Source organism: Duganella sp. 1224, assembly GCF_013408245.1.
In the GTDB taxonomy this organism is placed as follows: Bacteria; Pseudomonadota; Gammaproteobacteria; order Burkholderiales; family Burkholderiaceae_D; genus Rugamonas.
In genome coordinates, this window is the sequence record NZ_JACBYS010000001.1 from 1,917,298 (window position 1) to 1,933,534 (window position 16,237).

The 16,237-nt window shown below is 66.8% G+C and carries 16 protein-coding genes and 1 tRNA gene; 9 read left to right on the plus strand and 8 right to left on the minus strand.

Annotated features, from left to right (window positions below; all coding sequences use genetic code 11):
• Positions 1-51: 51 nt before the first annotated feature.
• Positions 52-342: a hypothetical protein gene (locus FHW58_RS08450; RefSeq protein ID WP_179672590.1), complete on the plus strand. Its 291-nt coding sequence runs from the start codon at positions 52-54 to the stop codon at positions 340-342.
• On the opposite strand, the gene FHW58_RS08455 is transcribed toward FHW58_RS08450, so the two are convergent.
• Positions 339-548 carry a hypothetical protein gene (locus FHW58_RS08455; RefSeq protein ID WP_179672591.1) on the minus strand — a complete coding sequence of 70 codons (210 nt, stop codon included), beginning with the start codon at positions 546-548 and terminating at the stop codon, positions 339-341. The genes FHW58_RS08450 and FHW58_RS08455 overlap by 4 nt on opposite strands.
• 84 nt (positions 549-632) lie before the next feature.
• Positions 633-717 (minus strand) — tRNA-Leu (locus FHW58_RS08460).
• 94 nt (positions 718-811) lie between these two features.
• On the opposite strand from FHW58_RS08460, the gene FHW58_RS08465 reads away from it, so the two are divergent.
• Positions 812-1,681 carry a DUF72 domain-containing protein gene (locus FHW58_RS08465; RefSeq protein ID WP_179672592.1) on the plus strand — a complete coding sequence of 290 codons (870 nt, stop codon included), beginning with the start codon at positions 812-814 and terminating at the stop codon, positions 1,679-1,681.
• Here the strand turns inward: FHW58_RS08465 and FHW58_RS08470 are convergent.
• From FHW58_RS08470 to FHW58_RS08495, 6 genes are all read right to left on the minus strand, one after another.
• Positions 1,673-2,935 (minus strand): voltage-gated chloride channel family protein, encoded by a 1,263-nt coding sequence (locus FHW58_RS08470; RefSeq protein ID WP_179672593.1) that lies wholly within the window; start codon positions 2,933-2,935, stop codon positions 1,673-1,675. The two genes, FHW58_RS08465 and FHW58_RS08470, sit on opposite strands and share 9 nt — an antisense overlap.
• Before the next feature lie 83 nt (positions 2,936-3,018).
• A complete protein-coding gene (locus FHW58_RS08475) occupies positions 3,019-4,392 on the minus strand; it encodes a multicopper oxidase family protein (protein ID WP_179672594.1) in 1,374 nt (457 codons plus the stop codon).
• Positions 4,389-5,771, minus strand: a complete 1,383-nt coding sequence (locus FHW58_RS08480; protein WP_179672595.1) for a TolC family protein — start codon at positions 5,769-5,771, stop codon at positions 4,389-4,391. The genes FHW58_RS08475 and FHW58_RS08480 overlap by 4 nt, the downstream gene beginning before the upstream one ends.
• A gap of 69 nt (positions 5,772-5,840) precedes the next feature.
• Complete coding sequence (locus tag FHW58_RS08485) at positions 5,841-6,236, minus strand: hypothetical protein (RefSeq protein WP_179672596.1); 396 nt, start codon at positions 6,234-6,236, stop codon at positions 5,841-5,843.
• A 35-nt stretch (positions 6,237-6,271) separates the two neighbouring features.
• Positions 6,272-6,511: a hypothetical protein gene (locus tag FHW58_RS08490; protein WP_179672597.1), complete on the minus strand. Its 240-nt coding sequence runs from the start codon at positions 6,509-6,511 to the stop codon at positions 6,272-6,274.
• Positions 6,512-6,568: 57 nt separating this feature from the next.
• On the minus strand, positions 6,569-7,999 hold the full coding sequence (locus tag FHW58_RS08495) for a M20/M25/M40 family metallo-hydrolase (RefSeq protein ID WP_179672598.1): 1,431 nt from the start codon (positions 7,997-7,999) through the stop codon (positions 6,569-6,571).
• A gap of 136 nt (positions 8,000-8,135) precedes the next feature.
• Here FHW58_RS08495 and FHW58_RS08500 point away from each other — a divergent pair, with 136 nt between their 5' ends.
• The 7 genes from FHW58_RS08500 to FHW58_RS08530 all read left to right on the plus strand — a co-directional run bounded on the left by FHW58_RS08500 (position 8,136) and on the right by FHW58_RS08530 (position 16,208).
• Positions 8,136-8,678 (plus strand): GNAT family N-acetyltransferase, encoded by a 543-nt coding sequence (locus FHW58_RS08500; protein WP_179672599.1) that lies wholly within the window; start codon positions 8,136-8,138, stop codon positions 8,676-8,678.
• A gap of 133 nt (positions 8,679-8,811) precedes the next feature.
• On the plus strand, positions 8,812-9,240 hold the full coding sequence (locus FHW58_RS08505) for a glycine zipper domain-containing protein (protein ID WP_179672600.1): 429 nt from the start codon (positions 8,812-8,814) through the stop codon (positions 9,238-9,240).
• Positions 9,241-9,316: 76 nt separating this feature from the next.
• Positions 9,317-10,354: a serine/threonine-protein kinase gene (locus tag FHW58_RS08510; protein WP_179672601.1), complete on the plus strand. Its 1,038-nt coding sequence runs from the start codon at positions 9,317-9,319 to the stop codon at positions 10,352-10,354.
• A gap of 110 nt (positions 10,355-10,464) precedes the next feature.
• Positions 10,465-12,909, plus strand: coding sequence for an FtsW/RodA/SpoVE family cell cycle protein (locus FHW58_RS08515; protein ID WP_229265089.1), 2,445 nt, complete (start codon positions 10,465-10,467; stop codon positions 12,907-12,909).
• A gap of 3 nt (positions 12,910-12,912) precedes the next feature.
• Positions 12,913-14,634, plus strand: a complete 1,722-nt coding sequence (locus FHW58_RS08520) for a hypothetical protein (protein WP_229265090.1) — start codon at positions 12,913-12,915, stop codon at positions 14,632-14,634.
• Positions 14,635-14,640: 6 nt separating this feature from the next.
• The gene (locus FHW58_RS08525) at positions 14,641-15,132 is read left to right on the plus strand and encodes an SH3 domain-containing protein (protein WP_179672603.1); all 492 of its coding nucleotides are present in this window, start codon (positions 14,641-14,643) and stop codon (positions 15,130-15,132) included.
• A gap of 80 nt (positions 15,133-15,212) precedes the next feature.
• Positions 15,213-16,208 carry a PP2C family serine/threonine-protein phosphatase gene (locus FHW58_RS08530; RefSeq protein WP_179672604.1) on the plus strand — a complete coding sequence of 332 codons (996 nt, stop codon included), beginning with the start codon at positions 15,213-15,215 and terminating at the stop codon, positions 16,206-16,208.
• Positions 16,209-16,237: the final 29 nt, after the last annotated feature.

Sequence of the window (16,237 nt, forward strand, 5' to 3'; positions counted from 1 at the left end):
TACGGCGCGTTTTTTTATGCCATGATGCGGGATCGATAACAGGGAATTAACATGGTCAACTACATCATCCGCGTATCCTACGCCGCCGCCCACGGCGACACCCACGAGCGCCTGCGGGCCGAACTAGCGAAGTACAACATCGCCGGCGCCATCAAGGCGGACGATGGCCAGGGCTACTACCTGCCGGAGGGGGAGTTCTGCTACAGCGGCAACGAAACCATCAACGAAGTGCGCGACGCCGTCTACCGCCTGGCCGGTACCATTCAGGAGGGGCCGGCGGTGCTGGTCATGGAAATCACCACGCTGTCGTGGGCCGGATTCAGATTGGTGGAAAACGCCTAGCGCGCGTTCTGCGCCTTGGCGGCGGCTTTGGCGGCCGCCTTGATATCGCCGCAGGACATCGGCTTGCCGTTGCGCGCAGCCTCCGCCTCCAGTTGCTGGCAGCCCTGGTAGTTATGCCAGAACACCACCACGTAGCCAGCCACGCCCAACACGACGGCGACCATCGCCGCCACCAATCCCAGCTTTACCACTTTTTCAGACGCCATGTGTTAACCCGCTATCAAGAATATGCAATGGTAGCATGCCGGCCGCACGGTCAAAGGACCGCTCCGGATGGCGGGGTGGCATGATGGTGCTCCGAGCCGGAATCGAACCGGCACGCCTTGCGGCGGCAGATTTTAAGTCTGCAGTGTCTACCAATTTCACCATCGGAGCCCAAACAGCCCGATATTATGACATGAACTCTGCATAACTGCCAGACAACATTAACGTGGCGACCGCCCCTGCCGGATGTGGCTATAGTCGGCGCATGGGCAAAATCTACATCGGCATCTCCGGCTGGCGTTACCGGCCTTGGCGCGGCGTGTTTTATCCGCCGGACCTGGCGCAGGCGCGCGAGCTGGAATTCGCTGCGCGCGCGCTGCCGACCATTGAGCTCAACGGGTCGTTCTACTCGCTGCAGCGGCCGTCGAGCTACACGGCCTGGTACGAGGCCACGCCGCCGGGCTTTGTGTTCAGCCACAAAGGCAACCGCTATCTGACCCACATCCTGCGGCTGGGCGAAGGCATCGAGCCCGCGCTGGCCAACGTGATGGCGTCCGGCGTCTTCAATCTGCGCGAAAAGCTTGGCCCGTTTCTCTGGCAACTGCCGCCCAATTTCCGCTTCGACGCCGAGCGGCTGGAACACTTCTTCCAGCTGCTGCCGCGCGATCTGCGCGCGGCGCAAACGCTGGCGCGCCGGCACGAACCGCGCATGAACGGCCGCGTGGCGCTCGACATCGACGCCAATCACAAGCTGCGCCACGCGCTGGAAATCCGCCACGAGAGTTTCAACGATCCGGCATTCGTCGCGTTGCTGCGCAAGTACAAGGTGGCGCTAGTGGTGGCCGACACCGCCGGCAAATGGCCGGACTACGAGGACGTGACGGCGGACTTCATGTATCTGCGCCTGCACGGCGCGGAAGAGCTCTACGCCAGCGGCTACGACGATGCCGCGCTGGACGGCTGGGCGGCACGCATCCGCGCCTGGTCCGCCGGCGGCCAGCCGGCGGACGCGAAACGCGTCAGCGACCAAGAGCCGCCGCGCCGCGCCAGCCGCGACATCTACTGCTACTTCGATAACGACATCAAGGTGCGCGCGCCCTTCGATGCACAGAATCTGATCGCCCGCCTACGATAACGGCGGCTGCCGGTCGCGCGCCACCGGCGGCAAGCGGTGCTTGCGCAGCCCGACGCGCTGCGAGCGGTAGATGCCGCAATGGCCGGAAAACAGGTACGCCGCCACGCAGGCCAGCGCCGCGTAGGGCCCGATCTGCGGGCCGAATAATTCGATCGCCATGATGGTGGACGCCAGCGGCGTGTTGGCGGCGCCGGCAAACACCGCCACGAAGCCCAGTCCCGCCAGCAGCGCGAACGGCAGGTGCAGCAACGGCGCCAGCGCATTGCCCAGCGTGGCGCCGATGTAGAACAGTGGCGTGACCTCGCCGCCTTTGAAACCACTGCCCAGCGACGCCACCGTGAACACATATTTGCCCAGGAAATCCCAGGGCGCCACCGGCTGCTGGAACGCTTCCACGATGACCGGAATGCCGAGGCCTATGTAGCGCGTACCCAGCCACCACACCGCCAGCGCTATCACCGCGCCGCCGATCATCGGCCGCAGCGGCGCGTAGCCGATACGACGCTTCATGAAGGCCGATGCGGCATGCGTGGTTTTGGCGAAGGCCATGCCGACCAGGCCAAACACAACGCCCGCCACCAGCACCGCCAGCACGCTCCAGAAAGTCATCGGCGCCATGGCGTCCATCGGGTAATGCGTGTGATGCACTCCCCACGCCATGCCCACCTGGTCGGCGGCGATGGCGGCCACCATGCAGGGAAAGATGGCGTCGTAGCGCAGGCGGCCAATGGCCAGCACCTCCAGTCCGAAGATGGCGCCGGCCAGCGGCGTGCCGAAGACCGACGCGAAACCGGCGCTGATGCCGGCCATCAGCACAATGCGCCGCTCGCTGTGACGCAGGCGGAACACGTGCGTCAACTGGTCGGCCAGCGTACCGCCCATCTGCACCGCCGTGCCCTCCCGCCCCACCGAAGCACCGAACCAGTGCGACACCACGGTGCCGAACAACACCAGCGGCGCCATGCGCAGCGGCACGACCTTTTGCGGATCATGGATTTCATCGAGCAGCAGGTTGTTGCCCGCTTCGACACTGCTGCCCACCTTCAGGTAAATCCAGCCGACCGCGAAGCCGGCCAGCGGCAGCAGCCAGATGATCCACGCATGCGTTTCGCGCCAGTGCGTCGCGGAGTCCAGCGCAAACAGAAAAAACGCCGACGCCGTGCCGCTCAGCACCGCAATCAGCCCGGCGAGCACAGTCCACTTGCCGACATAGGGCAGGAGCAGGATTTGTTCAGGGTAGCGGGGTGGCTTCATAGATCTTGCGATACTAGCAAATCCACCGCGATGGATCAAATCCCGGGCTCGGACATTGGCGTGCGACGAAAACGCGCGACCATTCAGTGATGGTGGTGCATATCACCGTCCCGCTTCACGTCCATCGCCTCTGATGGCCTGGACGGCGGCGCACCCGGCGCGCGGGGCGCTTCCGGCACGTCGCCAGTCCACTCACGCGCCACGGTGCCGGACGGATGCTTGTACCAGCCCGGATCCTTGTAATCGTTCCGCGCCAGCCCTTCCCTCACCTTCAGCACCGTGAACATGCCGCCCATATCCAATCCGCCAAACGGCCCCTCCCCCGCCATCATCGGCAGCGTATTCTCCGGCAGCGGCATCTGCATGCCCCCCATCGACCCGCCCTTGTCGCCCATGACCATATAGCCCGGCACCAGGTTGTTGATCTTCTCCGCCACGCCACTGTGATCGACGCCGATCATGGTCGGCACCGAATGCCCCATCGCGTTCATCGTGTGATGCGACTTGTGGCAGTGGAAGGCCCAATCCCCCGGCGCATCGGCGACAAACTCGATCGCCCGCATCTGCCCCACCGCGATATCGGTGGTCACCTCCGGCCAGCGCGCCGACGGCCGCACCCAGCCGCCATCCGTCCCCGCCACCTCGAACGTATGGCCATGCAGATGCACCGGATGATTGGTCATGGTCAGATTGCCGACGCGGATGCGTACCCGGTCATCCTTGCGCGCCACCATCGGATCGATGCCGGGGAAGGCGCGGCTGTTGAAGGTCCACAGATTAAAGTCCGTCATCGTGTTGACCCTGGGCGTGTAGCTGCCCGGATCGATATCGTAGGCATTCAGCAGGAACACGAAATCGCGGTCCACCGCATGCAGCTTGGGATCGCGCGGATGCGTGACCCAGAAACCCATCATGCCCATCGCCATCTGCGCCATCTCATCCGCATGCGGGTGGTACATGAAGGTGCCCGCATGCCTGGCCACAAACTCGTACACAAACGTCTTCCCCGGCGGGATGCCAGGCTGCGTCAGGCCCGTCACGCCATCCATGCCGTTGGGCAGACGCTGGCCGTGCCAATGCACGCTGGTATGCTCCGGCAGCTTGTTGGTGACGAAGATGCGCACCCGGTCGCCCTCCACCACCTCGATGGTCGGGCCGGGACTCTGGCCGTTATAGCCCCACAGGTTGGCGCTCATGCCGGGCGCGATCTCGCGCACCACCGGTTCGGCCACCAGATGAAACTCCTTGACGCCCTCCTTCATCCGCCATGGCAGCGTCCAGCCATTCAGCGTGACGACCGGGTTGTAAGGGCGGCCATTCGGCGGCGCCAGCGGCGCCTGCGTGGCGGCCGACGATTGCACCGGCGCTTCCGGCAACGAGGCCGCGCCGGCCTTGCTCACCATGCCGGCGCCCAGCAGTGTGGCCGCGCCGGTCAAAAAGGATCTGCGGTCGGTCATGGTTGTACTCCTTTGTTCGTGGACAGACGGCCGCCCAGCGCGGCCTCCAGCGTGGCGTCGGCGGCCCAGTAATCACGCAGCGCGCCGATGTAGCCGCTGACTGCCGTGGCTTGTTCGCGCGCATCGGCCAGCAACTCAAAGACGCTCATCAGCATGCCGTTGTAGCGCAACAGCGTTTCGTCGGCGATCTGCTTGCGCAGCGGCAGCACCTGATCGCGGTAGTGGCGCGCCAGTTCATACGACGCGCGGTAGTCCGCATAACTCTCGCGCGCCTCGCTGCGCGCATGCACCGCCGCCTGCGCCAGTTGGTTCACCGATTGCATATACGTGGCCTCCGCGCGCGCAACCCGCGCCGAGCCCCAGTCGAACAGCGGAATTTCCAGCGTCAGCTCGTAGCCGCGCGTGGCGGCCGGGCCCTCGGTGTTGCGCACCGCGCCCAGGTCCAGCACATTGATGAACCGCGTGGTGCGCGTCAGGCCCAGCGTGGACGCGGTCTGCTCGGTATCCAGCCTTGCTGCCTGAATGTCCAGCCGCTCGTTGACGGCGGTCTGTTCGACGTCCGCCAGTTCGCGCGGCGCCGCGGGCAAATCGGGCAGATGATCCGGCAAGCGGTAGGACGCCGCCTGTTCGCCGCTCAGGCCCAGCAGGCGGGTCAGCTTTTCGCGCGCGGCCACGGCGGCCTTTTGCGTGTGCGTGACATCGGCCAGCGTCTGCGCGTGGTAGGCCTGTTCGCGCGCCATATCCAGCGCGCTCCAGTTGCCGGCCTTGCGCATGCGCTCCGCCAGTTCTGCGCTGGCCTGCGCCGACTCTTCCACCTGCCTGGCGTAGTCGGCGATCTGGGTCGATGCCACCGCCTCCACCCACGCGCGGCGCGTGTCGGCGGCCACCTTCAGCGCTTCGTTGGCCACCAGCAGCCTGGTTTGCGCAAAGCGCCGGCCTTCGATGCGGCTGGCCATCGGTGCGGTCATCAGGCCGACCAGATTGAAGGTCAGCGTGCGTTCGATGCCAACCTCGCCGCCGCCGTGGCTGCGCTTGAAGTCCAGCACCGGATTTTGCAGGCGTCCGGCCTGCACCAGGTCCGCTTCGGCCACGCCCAGCGTCCAGTAGGTCGCCTGCAGGCCACGGTTATTCAGCAGCGCAATCTGCACCGCGTCGTCGGCGGCCAAAGGCTGTTCGAGTTTTTTGCCGACGACCGCGGCCAGCGCGCGCGCGTCGTCCTCATTGCGCGGCAGATGGCCGGCCACGCTGGCGGGCGCGCCGGTGCGCTGTTCGCTCACGGCCGCCGCCGCGCCAAAGCCGGCATCGCCGGACAGCGACGCGCAACCACCCAGCAGCACCAGCAAACTGGCGCCACCGGCGAGTTTGTACAGGGAAGTCATGTCCTCTTACCTCAAGAATCGTTGTGAAATACCCAGCCCGCGCGGGCAACGCGCGGCGCTGTCGTGTGATCAGGCGTTGCGGCCTTGAGGGGGACGTTCGGGGTGGGCCAGGTCGACCGCGGGGAGGAAATCGGAGTAGAAGGCAATCGCGCGAGCAGGCAATGGCGTGGCCGCAGCCACGTCCAGCGCCAGCGCCGGCGCCACGGCCGCGCAACATGCGGAGCCGTTGCACTTCATGCTGGTGTGGGTGGAGGCGCCGTCATGCGCATCATGACCAGCCTTGGCTTGCGCGGCCATCATGGCCGCGTGATCGTGCGGGCCGGCCGGCATGACCATGTTCGCGGCATCCGCCGCGCTGCTGGCCGCGGGCGCGACGCACAGCATCATCTGTGCCGCTGCGTATCCCTGGTACGGGAGCGCCAGCAGCATCAGCCAAACGACGAATGATCTTAACAGGACGGTCATGTGGCTATGGTATCACAAGCCGCCAGCGCGCGGCATCAGGCCATCCGCACCAGCGGGTTGGCGATGATATTGTCGATCTGGACTATCGCCTCGTCGCAGGCGGCGGTGATGGCGTCTTCCTTCTGGTCGCGCACAAACTGCATGGTGGCGCCTTCGAACACCTGTTCGCCGTTGCCATCCACGCGCGCCAGGTCGCAACTGGCCGTCCATTTGTGGTCCGGGGTGGGCAGCGCAGTGGGTATGATGTCCCACCCCTTGTAGTGTAGCTTGTCCATGATGGCCTCCTTGTTGAACACAAGGCTATCATGGCCGGGCCAGGCCCGGCGCACGTCTTACTCCGGCTTGGCGACGCGGCCGATGTTCTCATCCATATTGGCCAGGAACCAGCTTAGCGAGGTCATGGCCGCGACGTGGCGCTTCAGCTCCAGCGGGCTGACCTTGTCCAGCGTGTCGGCCGGCGTGTGGTGGTAGCTGAAGTAGAAGCTGGCGTCCACCAGCGGCTGGAACGATGGCACGCCGCCGCGCTCCAGCGGGCCGATGTCAGCGCCGGCCGCCTGGTCGCGGCGCTGGAAGATGCCGGCGCCGATCGGCTCCAGCGCGGTTTTGAGCGGCGCGAAATACTTCACCATCGGCGGCGTCACGCTGGCGATGAAGCCGAACGGACGGCCGCCGCCCTCGTCGGATTCAATCGCGGCGAAGTGCTTGTCCAGTTTGTCCTTGTTGGCCTCGAAGTAGGCGCGGCCGCCACGGGTGCCGTTTTCCTCGTTCATCCAGGCGATGACGCGGATGGTGCGGCGCGGATGCAGGTCCAGTTTCTTCAGCGTTTCGATCACGCCCATGGCGCCGGCCACGCCGGTGCCGTCATCGTGGGCGCCAGTGGCCAGGTCCCACGAATCCAGGTGGCCGGAGACGATCACCACTTCGTCGGCCTTGTCGGTGCCCGGCCAGTCGGCGATGACGTTGAAGCTGTCGGCGTCCGGCAGCGTTTGCGGCGTCAGCGTCAGGTGCAGTTTTACCGGACCGCGCGCCGACAGGCGGCTGATCAGCATCGCGTCTTCCGCCGTCACGGCGGCGGCGGGAATGCGCGCGCCGTCCACCAGGCCGGTGGCGCCGGTGTGCGGAATGCGGTAGTTGGCACCGCCAACCGAGCGCACCAGCGCCGCCGCGGCGCCCATCTCCGCCGCCAGACGCGGCCCCTGGGTACGGATGCGCGAACCGGCGCCGTACGCCGCGCCGGCCTCGCCGCGGTCCGCCATCTCCTGGTCGAAGGCGACGTCGAACAACACGATGCTGCCCTTGACCTGCGCGCCCTTGGCCTTCAGCTCATCAAAGCTGCGCACCACGATCACCGGCGCGGTGAGGCCGGCGGCCGGCGTGGCGCCCGAGCCGCCCAGCGCGGTCAGCACCACCTTCTGCGTCACGCCATTGGGACGGCCAGTGTATTCCACCACTTCCGCCTTCTCCTCGCCGCGCACCCAGTGCGGCACCTTGACCGGCTGCAGCGTGACCTTGGCGCCCAGCTTGCGCATGGCGGCGGCCACCTGCTCCACCGCCGCCGCCGCGCCCACGGAGCCGGACAGGCGCGGGCCCACCAGGTCGGTCAGGTCGGCCAGGCGCTCGTAGGCCCAGTCGCTGTTCATCGCGCTGTCACGGATCTGCGCCAGCGTGGCCGGATCGTTGGCGGGTGCGGCGCCGGCGCCAAGGCTCAACAGGCTGCTGGCCAGGACGGTCAGCGACAGGGACTTCTGGAAGACGGATTTCATGCGATTCCTGTGTTGGTAAAGGTTGGGTGGCAAGACAATCTTTAACGATAACGCATCATGACGTTCTTGTCATCCATGTTGATTTGCTATCGCGCTTGCTCTACCATGTGCCTTCAACTGCATGAAGAAAGCGTCTATGCTCAAGGGTTCACTTTGCACCATACGCCATCTGGTCACGGCCGACCTGAACACCTTCATCGCGCTGGTCAACGACCTGCCCTCGCGCGGCGACTATTTTTCTACCCATTTCAAGTCACCGGAAACCATGCGCAAGGAGTTCATGCAGAACAGCTTCGTCACCGAGGACAGTGAACTGTTTGTCATCGAGGACGCGCTGCACCACATCGTTGGCGTCATCACCCACTTCAAGAGCCGCACGCCCACCACGCGCGAAATCGGCTACCGGCTGTTCGATCCCAAGCTGGCGGGACGCGGCTATGTGACCGAGGCGTGCCGGTTGCTGGTCGATTACCTGTTCAACGTCTACCAGTACCAGCGGCTGGAACTGCTGTCGGCGCCGGAGAACGTGGCCTCGGTGCGGGTCGCGCAAAAATGCGGCTTCCAGGCCGAGGGGACGCTGCGCCAGGCCTTCTTCATCCAGGGCCGCTACCAGGACGTGGTGGTATTCAGCTTGCTCCGCCCCGAATGGGAGGCGCGTCATTACACAATTTCGGTCTAATTGTTACAAGCCATTACCGGAACGGCCGGTTTGTAAGCATCTGTATAAGACGTGGAAATTACATTTTGGAGAGGTATAGTGGAGTCACTGGCTAACGAATCATTCCGATCCGAGCCGCAGCAAGGGGATTACCATGTTGAGCAAAAAAATGATGGGTGTAGCGTTACTGGCCACTGCAGCAGTATCGTCGACGGCCTTCGCAGGCGACCGTGATTTCAACACGGTGGCCGGTGCTGTGGTCGGCGCCGCCATCGGCAATAGCGCCGGCGGCCGCGATGGCGCCATCGTCGGCGGCCTGGTTGGCGCGGCGGTGGGCAACAGCATCCGCACCGGCGATGACCGCTATTATCGCGGCGGCCGTGGCTATGTTGAAACCCGCGTGTACAGCCAACCGGCACCGGTGTATTACGAGCGTCCGGCACCGGTCTACTACGAGCGTCCAGCACCGGTGTACTACGCGCCGCCTCCACGCTACTATGCGCCGCCGCCACGCGTGGTGTACGTTGAACCGGCCCGCCCGTACTACCGCGAGCACTGGGAACACCGCCACGGCCGCTGGTAATATTCAGTCAACAAAGCCCCGATACGTCGGGGCTTTTTTTTATTCCCCCCGCTAGGTTTCCGCGACGGGGGGAACCATGACGACAGCAGACGCAATCATCGCTTTGGAACTGGGCCACTACCGGCTGCGCGAGCAGATCGGCGGGTCGGCCTATGGCATTATCTGGCGCGCCAGCGGGCCGCAAGCCACGCGCGATGTGGCCATCAAGTTAATCAATCACGAGCAGATGGCGCGCGCCCTGCCCGCCCAGCGCGCGCGCTGGACCACCAGCGCCAGCAACGAAATCGCCTTCCTGCAGTCGCTGGAGCCGTGGGACGAGCGACACATCGTGCGCCTGCTGGACAGCGGCTGGCACGACGGGCTGCCGGTGCTGGCGCTGGAACTGATGGGTTCCGACCTGGGCAAGCACGTGGTCGCGCTCAAGGGGCGCGGCGAGAGCGTGCCGCTGGCGCAGGCGCTGGGCTGGATCGCGCAGATCAACCAGGCGCTGGCCAAGGTCCATCAATACGGCTGGCGTTATCTGGATCTGAAGCCGGCCAACGTGCTGCTCGATCCGCATCTGCACACCGTCAAGCTGGCGGATTTCGGCACCAATCGCGAGTTGGGCAGCCTGCAGGCGCACTCCTACGCCGGCACCGCCAACTGGCAGGCACCGGAACAGTTTTTCCAGGCCGACGGCGGAGGGTACGCAACCGGCGCGCGCAGCGATTATTTTTCGCTGGGCGCGATGCTGTATTTCCTGGTCACCGGCGGTATGCCACTGCGGTTTTGCAGCGATTGTGGCCAGGCGTATCGCGAGCACCATGTGGCGGGCGCGGACGTGCTGCGCGGTCTGCACGGCGGCGAGATTCCGGCCGCGCTGCATGCGGCGGAAGAGGAACGCTTCGCCGCCGCCATCCCGTCCGACAAGCGCGACGCGGCGCTGGAGTTGCTGCGCGCCCTGTTGCAGATCGATCCGGCCAAACGTCCGCGCCACGCGATTCAGATCAGCCGCATGCTGAACGCGATTCAGGGGATCAAGCCCGTGCGCGGGGCGTTTGACGCGGTCGATCCGGTGCTGGCGATGCGCAGGCCAACCGCCGTCAATGGCTGGCAAGACTTGCAGGTGGCATGATGGCGATATTTTTCTCCCGCGCGGCGAGCGCGCCCGCCATGAGTCGCTGCGCCACGAATCGCGGCGCCACAATCGTCGCGGTGGCACGGGCAGCGCGGCCTACGGCCCGCTTGTGGTCCTTCTTCGGCGCGCTGTGGCGCGCCGCCGCCAGTAATGTCGCTCTCGCGGTGACGCTGACACTGCTGGCGGGCCTGTGCGCGCTGCAGGCGCTTGCGTTATTGCGCGCCCCGGCCGCCTGGCTGCCGTCCGCCATTACCGTCACGCTGCCGCCCGGCGACAGCATCATACTCGGCCAGCGCGAACTGGCCGCGCCGCAGACCGATCGCAATCACCTGTCGCTGCGCCGCGATACGGCGGGCGCGTGGATGCTACGTAACCTCAGCGCCAGCAATCACGTCGTGCTGCTGCGCGACGGCGCCGAGCAGCGCATGGGCAGCGTGGCGATGCAGGACATACAGCGCTTCCAGATCGATGGCGCGGTGTTCGAGATCAAGTCCGCCAACACGCGCGACGTCACCTTTATCCGTGACGGCCACGAATGGCGTTACGACGGCGCCACGTTGTACCGCGACGGACGGCGGCAAGCCGACTGCCCTGAGTCCCGGCTGGCGTCCAGGGCGCTGGCGGCGTGGAATGGGCTAATGCCGCTGACCATCGCACGTCCGCTCACTTTTGGCGGCAACGTGTATTGCGACAATCGCTTCGGCCTGGAGCAGGTGACGCCCGGCGCAGCGCAGATCGCCCGCGTCAACGGCCGCCTGCAGCTTTCGGCTGGCAATCCGGATGGCGACCGGGCTGCGGTGCTGGTGACCGCCGCCGGTAGGCAGACAGACTTGCGCAAGCAGGAGGCCGCGCTCGCTGGCGTCAACGCCATCATGGTCGGCCATACGCGCTTGCAAATTGCCGCCAACGGCGACCAGATCACGCTCGCGCCAAGCCGCCACGTCAAACTGTTCGCCGATCCGGAAGTCAAACTGCCGCAGCAAGTCAGCTGGCAGTGGCAGCAGCGCGCACTGTGGCGCGGCGATCGCGCCAACGGCCTGTGGATCGGCATCGCACTGTGCCTGGCGTTCCTCGCAACCAGCGCCGCCGCCCGCGCCGTTACAATCGCTTCCGCGCCGGCGCGCACCGCGCGAGCGGCTGGTGTGCGGGCCAGTGGTGCCGTAGACGCGGTGTGGGTCGCGCGGCCATCGTGGCTAGGGCGCTTGGCGACAGTCAGCGGTTTGCTGGCGGCGTGCGGGATGCTGGCCATCGGCCTCGTCACGCTGATTGCCCAGCGGGCCGGTTACGCTCCCAGCGCCGCCTTCTCGCTGCTGCTCGGCGCGAGCGCACTGCTGCTGTGGCTCGCCCTGCCCGGCCGCCTGACGCTGGCCACCGCCGCAGGCGCCATCCTGCTGGCCGCCGGCCTACTGGCACAACTGGAACTGGGCCTGGGCGCGCCCGAATCCTCGTGGCTGCGCTATTACCAGAAAAGCGCCGCCATGCTGGCCATCGGCGCCGGTCTGGGCGGCCTGCTGCGCCTGTGGGCACGGCACCACGCCACGCGCGGCATCCACCTGCGGCAGCGCAGCATCGAATGGATACTCGCCCTCTTCGCCGCCATCGCACTGGCCGCACTGGCAGCCCAGGTGCTGTGGGGCGACGAAACCGGCGTCTTCGACCTGCAACCGGTGGAACTGGCCAAACTCGCCCTGACCGCCCTCACCGCCCACTGTCTCGCGCTGCGCTTCCACTGGCACAGCGGCCCGCAACGGCTGGCCGACCACGGCGCCCGCTGGCTGCAACTGATCGCCCCCGCACTGCTGTTCCTCGCCCTGCTCGGCCTCGCACTGGTGCAGGTGGACGACTTCTCGCCCCTGATCCTGCTGCTGGTCTGGAGCACCGGCATGGGCCTGGCCTACGCCATCGCCGCCGGCAACCGCGCGCTGGCCGCAATCCTGATCGCTGCCGCGCTAATGGCCGTTGGCGGCGTCATCTACCTGCGCGTGGTCGGCACCGATGACCTGATCCGCTGGGGCTTTTACGCCGATCGCTTCCTGGTCTGGCTCAATCCCGCCGAGCATCCGCACACCGGCCAGCAACTGCTGCTGGGCGCGCGCGCCATCGGCGACGGTGGCTGGCTGGGCGCCGATCACTGGTTCGGACTGCGCGCGCTGGGCCAGAACGCCGGCAGCGTGGTGCAGATTCCCGCCGTGCAGGACGACTTCGCCGCCTCGTTCTTCCTCAACCGCCATGGCCTGCTGGGCGGCCTGCTGCTATGGGCCGTGCAAGCCGCCTTCCTCACCGGGCTGGTGCTGGCCGCGCTGCACGCCTACCGCCACGGCGCCGCCGCCCGCCACTTCCGCCACGCCTGGCTGGGGCGCTTCCGCTACTTTGCCCTGTGCGGCGGCGCGGCCTTCGTGTTTGCACACTTCCTGCTGTCGTGGGGGACCAACCTGGCGATCTTCCCGATCATGGGGCAGCCGATGAGTTTTCTCTCGGCCGGCGGCAGCCACCTGCTGTTTTTCCTCTGCCCCCTGCTTACCTTCGTTGCGATATCTACTGAAGGAGTCTGAATCATGCCGACCTATGTTCAAAACGCCGTCCTCGGACGCATTCCGGACGTATTCAACGCCGAGGCGATCTGGCAGACGCCCGGCCTGGCCCTGTTCGCGCGCCGCCCGCTGCTGCGCGACCTGCTGGAGCGCAGTCCGCGCGAACACAAGGGCCGCGCCGCAACGCGCTGCTTTTCGCACGTGACGCTGATGCTGCCGCAGGAGGATGTCGACGACGACTACCATCTGACCCGGGGCGCACGCGCGCGCGACCTGGCCGAGACGCTGACGGCGCTGCATCAAAAGGATTTCGGCGATTTGCTGGGCAGCGATCAGGTGCGCTACGACGTGGTCGGGGCAGCCTCGCTGGCGCCGGGCGAGATTGAGGTTAAATTCGGCCACGCGGTCTATCTGCCGGCGGCCGAAGAGAAGATTCTGTACAACGTCAGCGTGTCGCGTGACAGCGCGATCTGGCATCCGGTATGCCCGCTGTATCCGAACCAGCGCCTGGCGTTGATCGGCGGCGAAGGCGCGGAAGCCAGCGCCGTGGCCCAAGGCTGGCCGTTCGGTCCGGACGCGGCGCTGCTGATTCTCAACGACGGCCCCGACATGCCGCCGGTGCTGCAGATGCGCCCCAAGGATGCTTTCGATTGCCGCTATGATCCGCGCAGCGGCTACTACACCATCAAATCGCTGCGCGAACCGCAGGGCAGCCGGCTACTGGTCAAAGTGGCCCGCACCTCGGCGTTCCCGATGCGGCAGGGCAGCGCGGCGCCGGTCGCCAGCCCGGCGGTGTGGCAAAGCCGGCCTGGCATGGATGCCCACGCGGCCACACGCAGCGCCGCCAGCACCGCCAAGCGCGGTGACGGCGCAATTTCCGCACATGCGCCCGCACGGACCCAAAGCGCCGGCATGGGCATGGGTGCTGGCGCTGGCGTTGGCGTGGATGTGGGCGTTGGCGTGGATGTGGGCGTTGGCGTGGACGTGAGTGCTGGCAGCACCGTCGCCCGCCACGGCGCTGGCTTCATCGACCTGACCGCCGTCCCGCTGGCCGCCAGCCACAAGCCGGCCAACCGCGCCGGCGAAAGCGACGCCACCTACGCGCCAGTATCGCAGCAGCGCGTCAGCCTGGTGGCGCTGGCCCTGCCGCGCCTAAGCCGCTACCGTGACACCGGCGCGCAAGCGCTGGAACTCCCATTCAACCAAGCACTGGCCCTATCAGCCGATGCGCAACCATCGATCACCTTGAGCGTCGATGCCGCCGACGACCTGTACGCCTGCACCGCCGAAGGCCGCCAGCGCATCGAAGCTCCCGCCACCTTCTCCCCGGCAGACACACGCGCAATCCGCCTGCTGGCCGCAGCCCCCGAGATGGCGGACCGCTACCGCGCCATCGTCTGCCTCGCCCAACCGGTCAGCGCCGGGGTGGCCAGCGGCGCGCGCTTCACCTTTGGCCGCAACTCCCCCATGCTGGCCTCCCTGCGCCTGCTGGACTCACCACGCTTCCTCAAACGCGCGGACGGCGCAGGCAGCGCCAGCGCCGACCGCATCGGCTTGTCGCGCAGCGCCTTCACTTTTGAGGCCAACGCCAAAGGCTACGCCATCGGCCGCCAGAGCGCCACGCAAGCGCTTTACCATCTGGACGACAAACTGCAATTCGTCGCCAGCATCGGCGATACGCCCTACCTGCTGCCACACGGCCATCACCTCGTGGCCGGGCACTACGTGCTGCGCTTTGACGCCTGAGCCATCATGGACGCCACCAAACTCCACGCCGTCGCCGCTTTCGCCGCGGGCCTGGTCATCACGCTGTTCCTGGCCGCCTACCTGACGCCGCGCGCGTGGTGGCGCCGGCCGAACGCCCGCGCACTGTTCATCATGGTGGCCGGTGCCTGGGGCTTCGGCAGCCTGATCTTGTACGCCATCGGCAGCCAGGCCGCTGCCCCGCTGACGCGCGCGGCCACACGCACCGCCTACGTGGCAAAGGACGAGCAGCAGGCGCCATCCGGCCCCGCAGGCTGGCGCAACGCCGTCGCCGGCCGTCCGTTTCACGTCCACCGCGACCTGAACCTGCGCGCCGCGCCCGGCGTGCATGCGGCCCGCATCGCCATCGTGCCGGCCGGCGCCGACGCCACTCCCACCGGTGTCCGCGATGGCGACTGGTGGCAGATCACCGCCATCATCGGCGGCCGCGAAACCACCGGCTGGGCCAGCAGCCTGTGGCTGCGCCGGAGCGGCGAATGAGCCACCGGCCAGCCACCGCCGCCGTCCCGTTTTCGGCTAAGCTGTGGCCTTTCGCATCCCGCGCCACGGCGCCCGCACCGATGACACGCATCACCGACCATCTCCACTTCGGCCCGCACCTGGACGTCGCCGCCCGCAGCGCCGCCAGCATCAGCAAGCTGCAAGTGCCGGAAAACCAGGACAACCTGCTGATCATCGACGCCGACGGCCGCGCCGTCCTGCTGCGCGACCAGCAGCCGCAAACCACGCAACTCCCCGACTGGCCGCAAGGCCACGTGCGCCTCGCGGTCCTCGACGGCATGGGCGGCCACGGACACGGACGCCAGGCCGCCGAAGCCGTCGCCACCGGCCTGCTGCGCATCCCCGCCTGCGCCACGCTGGAAGAACTCGGCGCGCGGCTCGACCAGCTGCACCGCACGCTGCAAGCGCACTTCAGCCATCCGGAAGACCGCGACACCTTCCGCCGCCCCGGCACCACGCTCACGCTGCTGGAAATACCGCCCGGCCGCGAGCCGATGCTGTTCCACGCCGGCGACTCGCGCCTGTACGAAATCACGCCGCAAGGCGCGCGTCCGCTGACGGTGGACCACGTTCCCGCCACCGCCTTTGCCATGCACGGCCTGCTGGGCGAAGACGAATGGTGGCAGCAGGTACACGGCGAACACCGCGCCCAGATCTCCCAGGCCTACATCCTTGGCAATGCCTTCGCCAACCCGCAGCTGCTGGACGACGGCCTGCTGCCGCTGGACGCATCCAACCTGCCGCCCTTCCTGCGCCAACTGGCCGACCGGCGCGCCGTCACCGTCCGTCCGGATGCCACCTACCTGCTGGCCACCGACGGCTTCTGGTCGTGCGCCCGCCCGCAGCCATGGATCGCGCGCTGGCCGACGCTGATGGCGCAAGCGGCCGCCGGCCCGGCGCTGGACGCGCTGTTCGCCGACTATGCCGCCAATCCGCCGCCGCAACTCCACATCGACAACCTGAGCGCCATCGCCGTGCGCTTTTCACGCCCCCCAAACAGCGGCAATGTTGACGAAACAGCACTGCCGACAGCACCAATTCCGTCGCATTTTTGATACCCGCACAGTCCACGTCAAAAATCGGT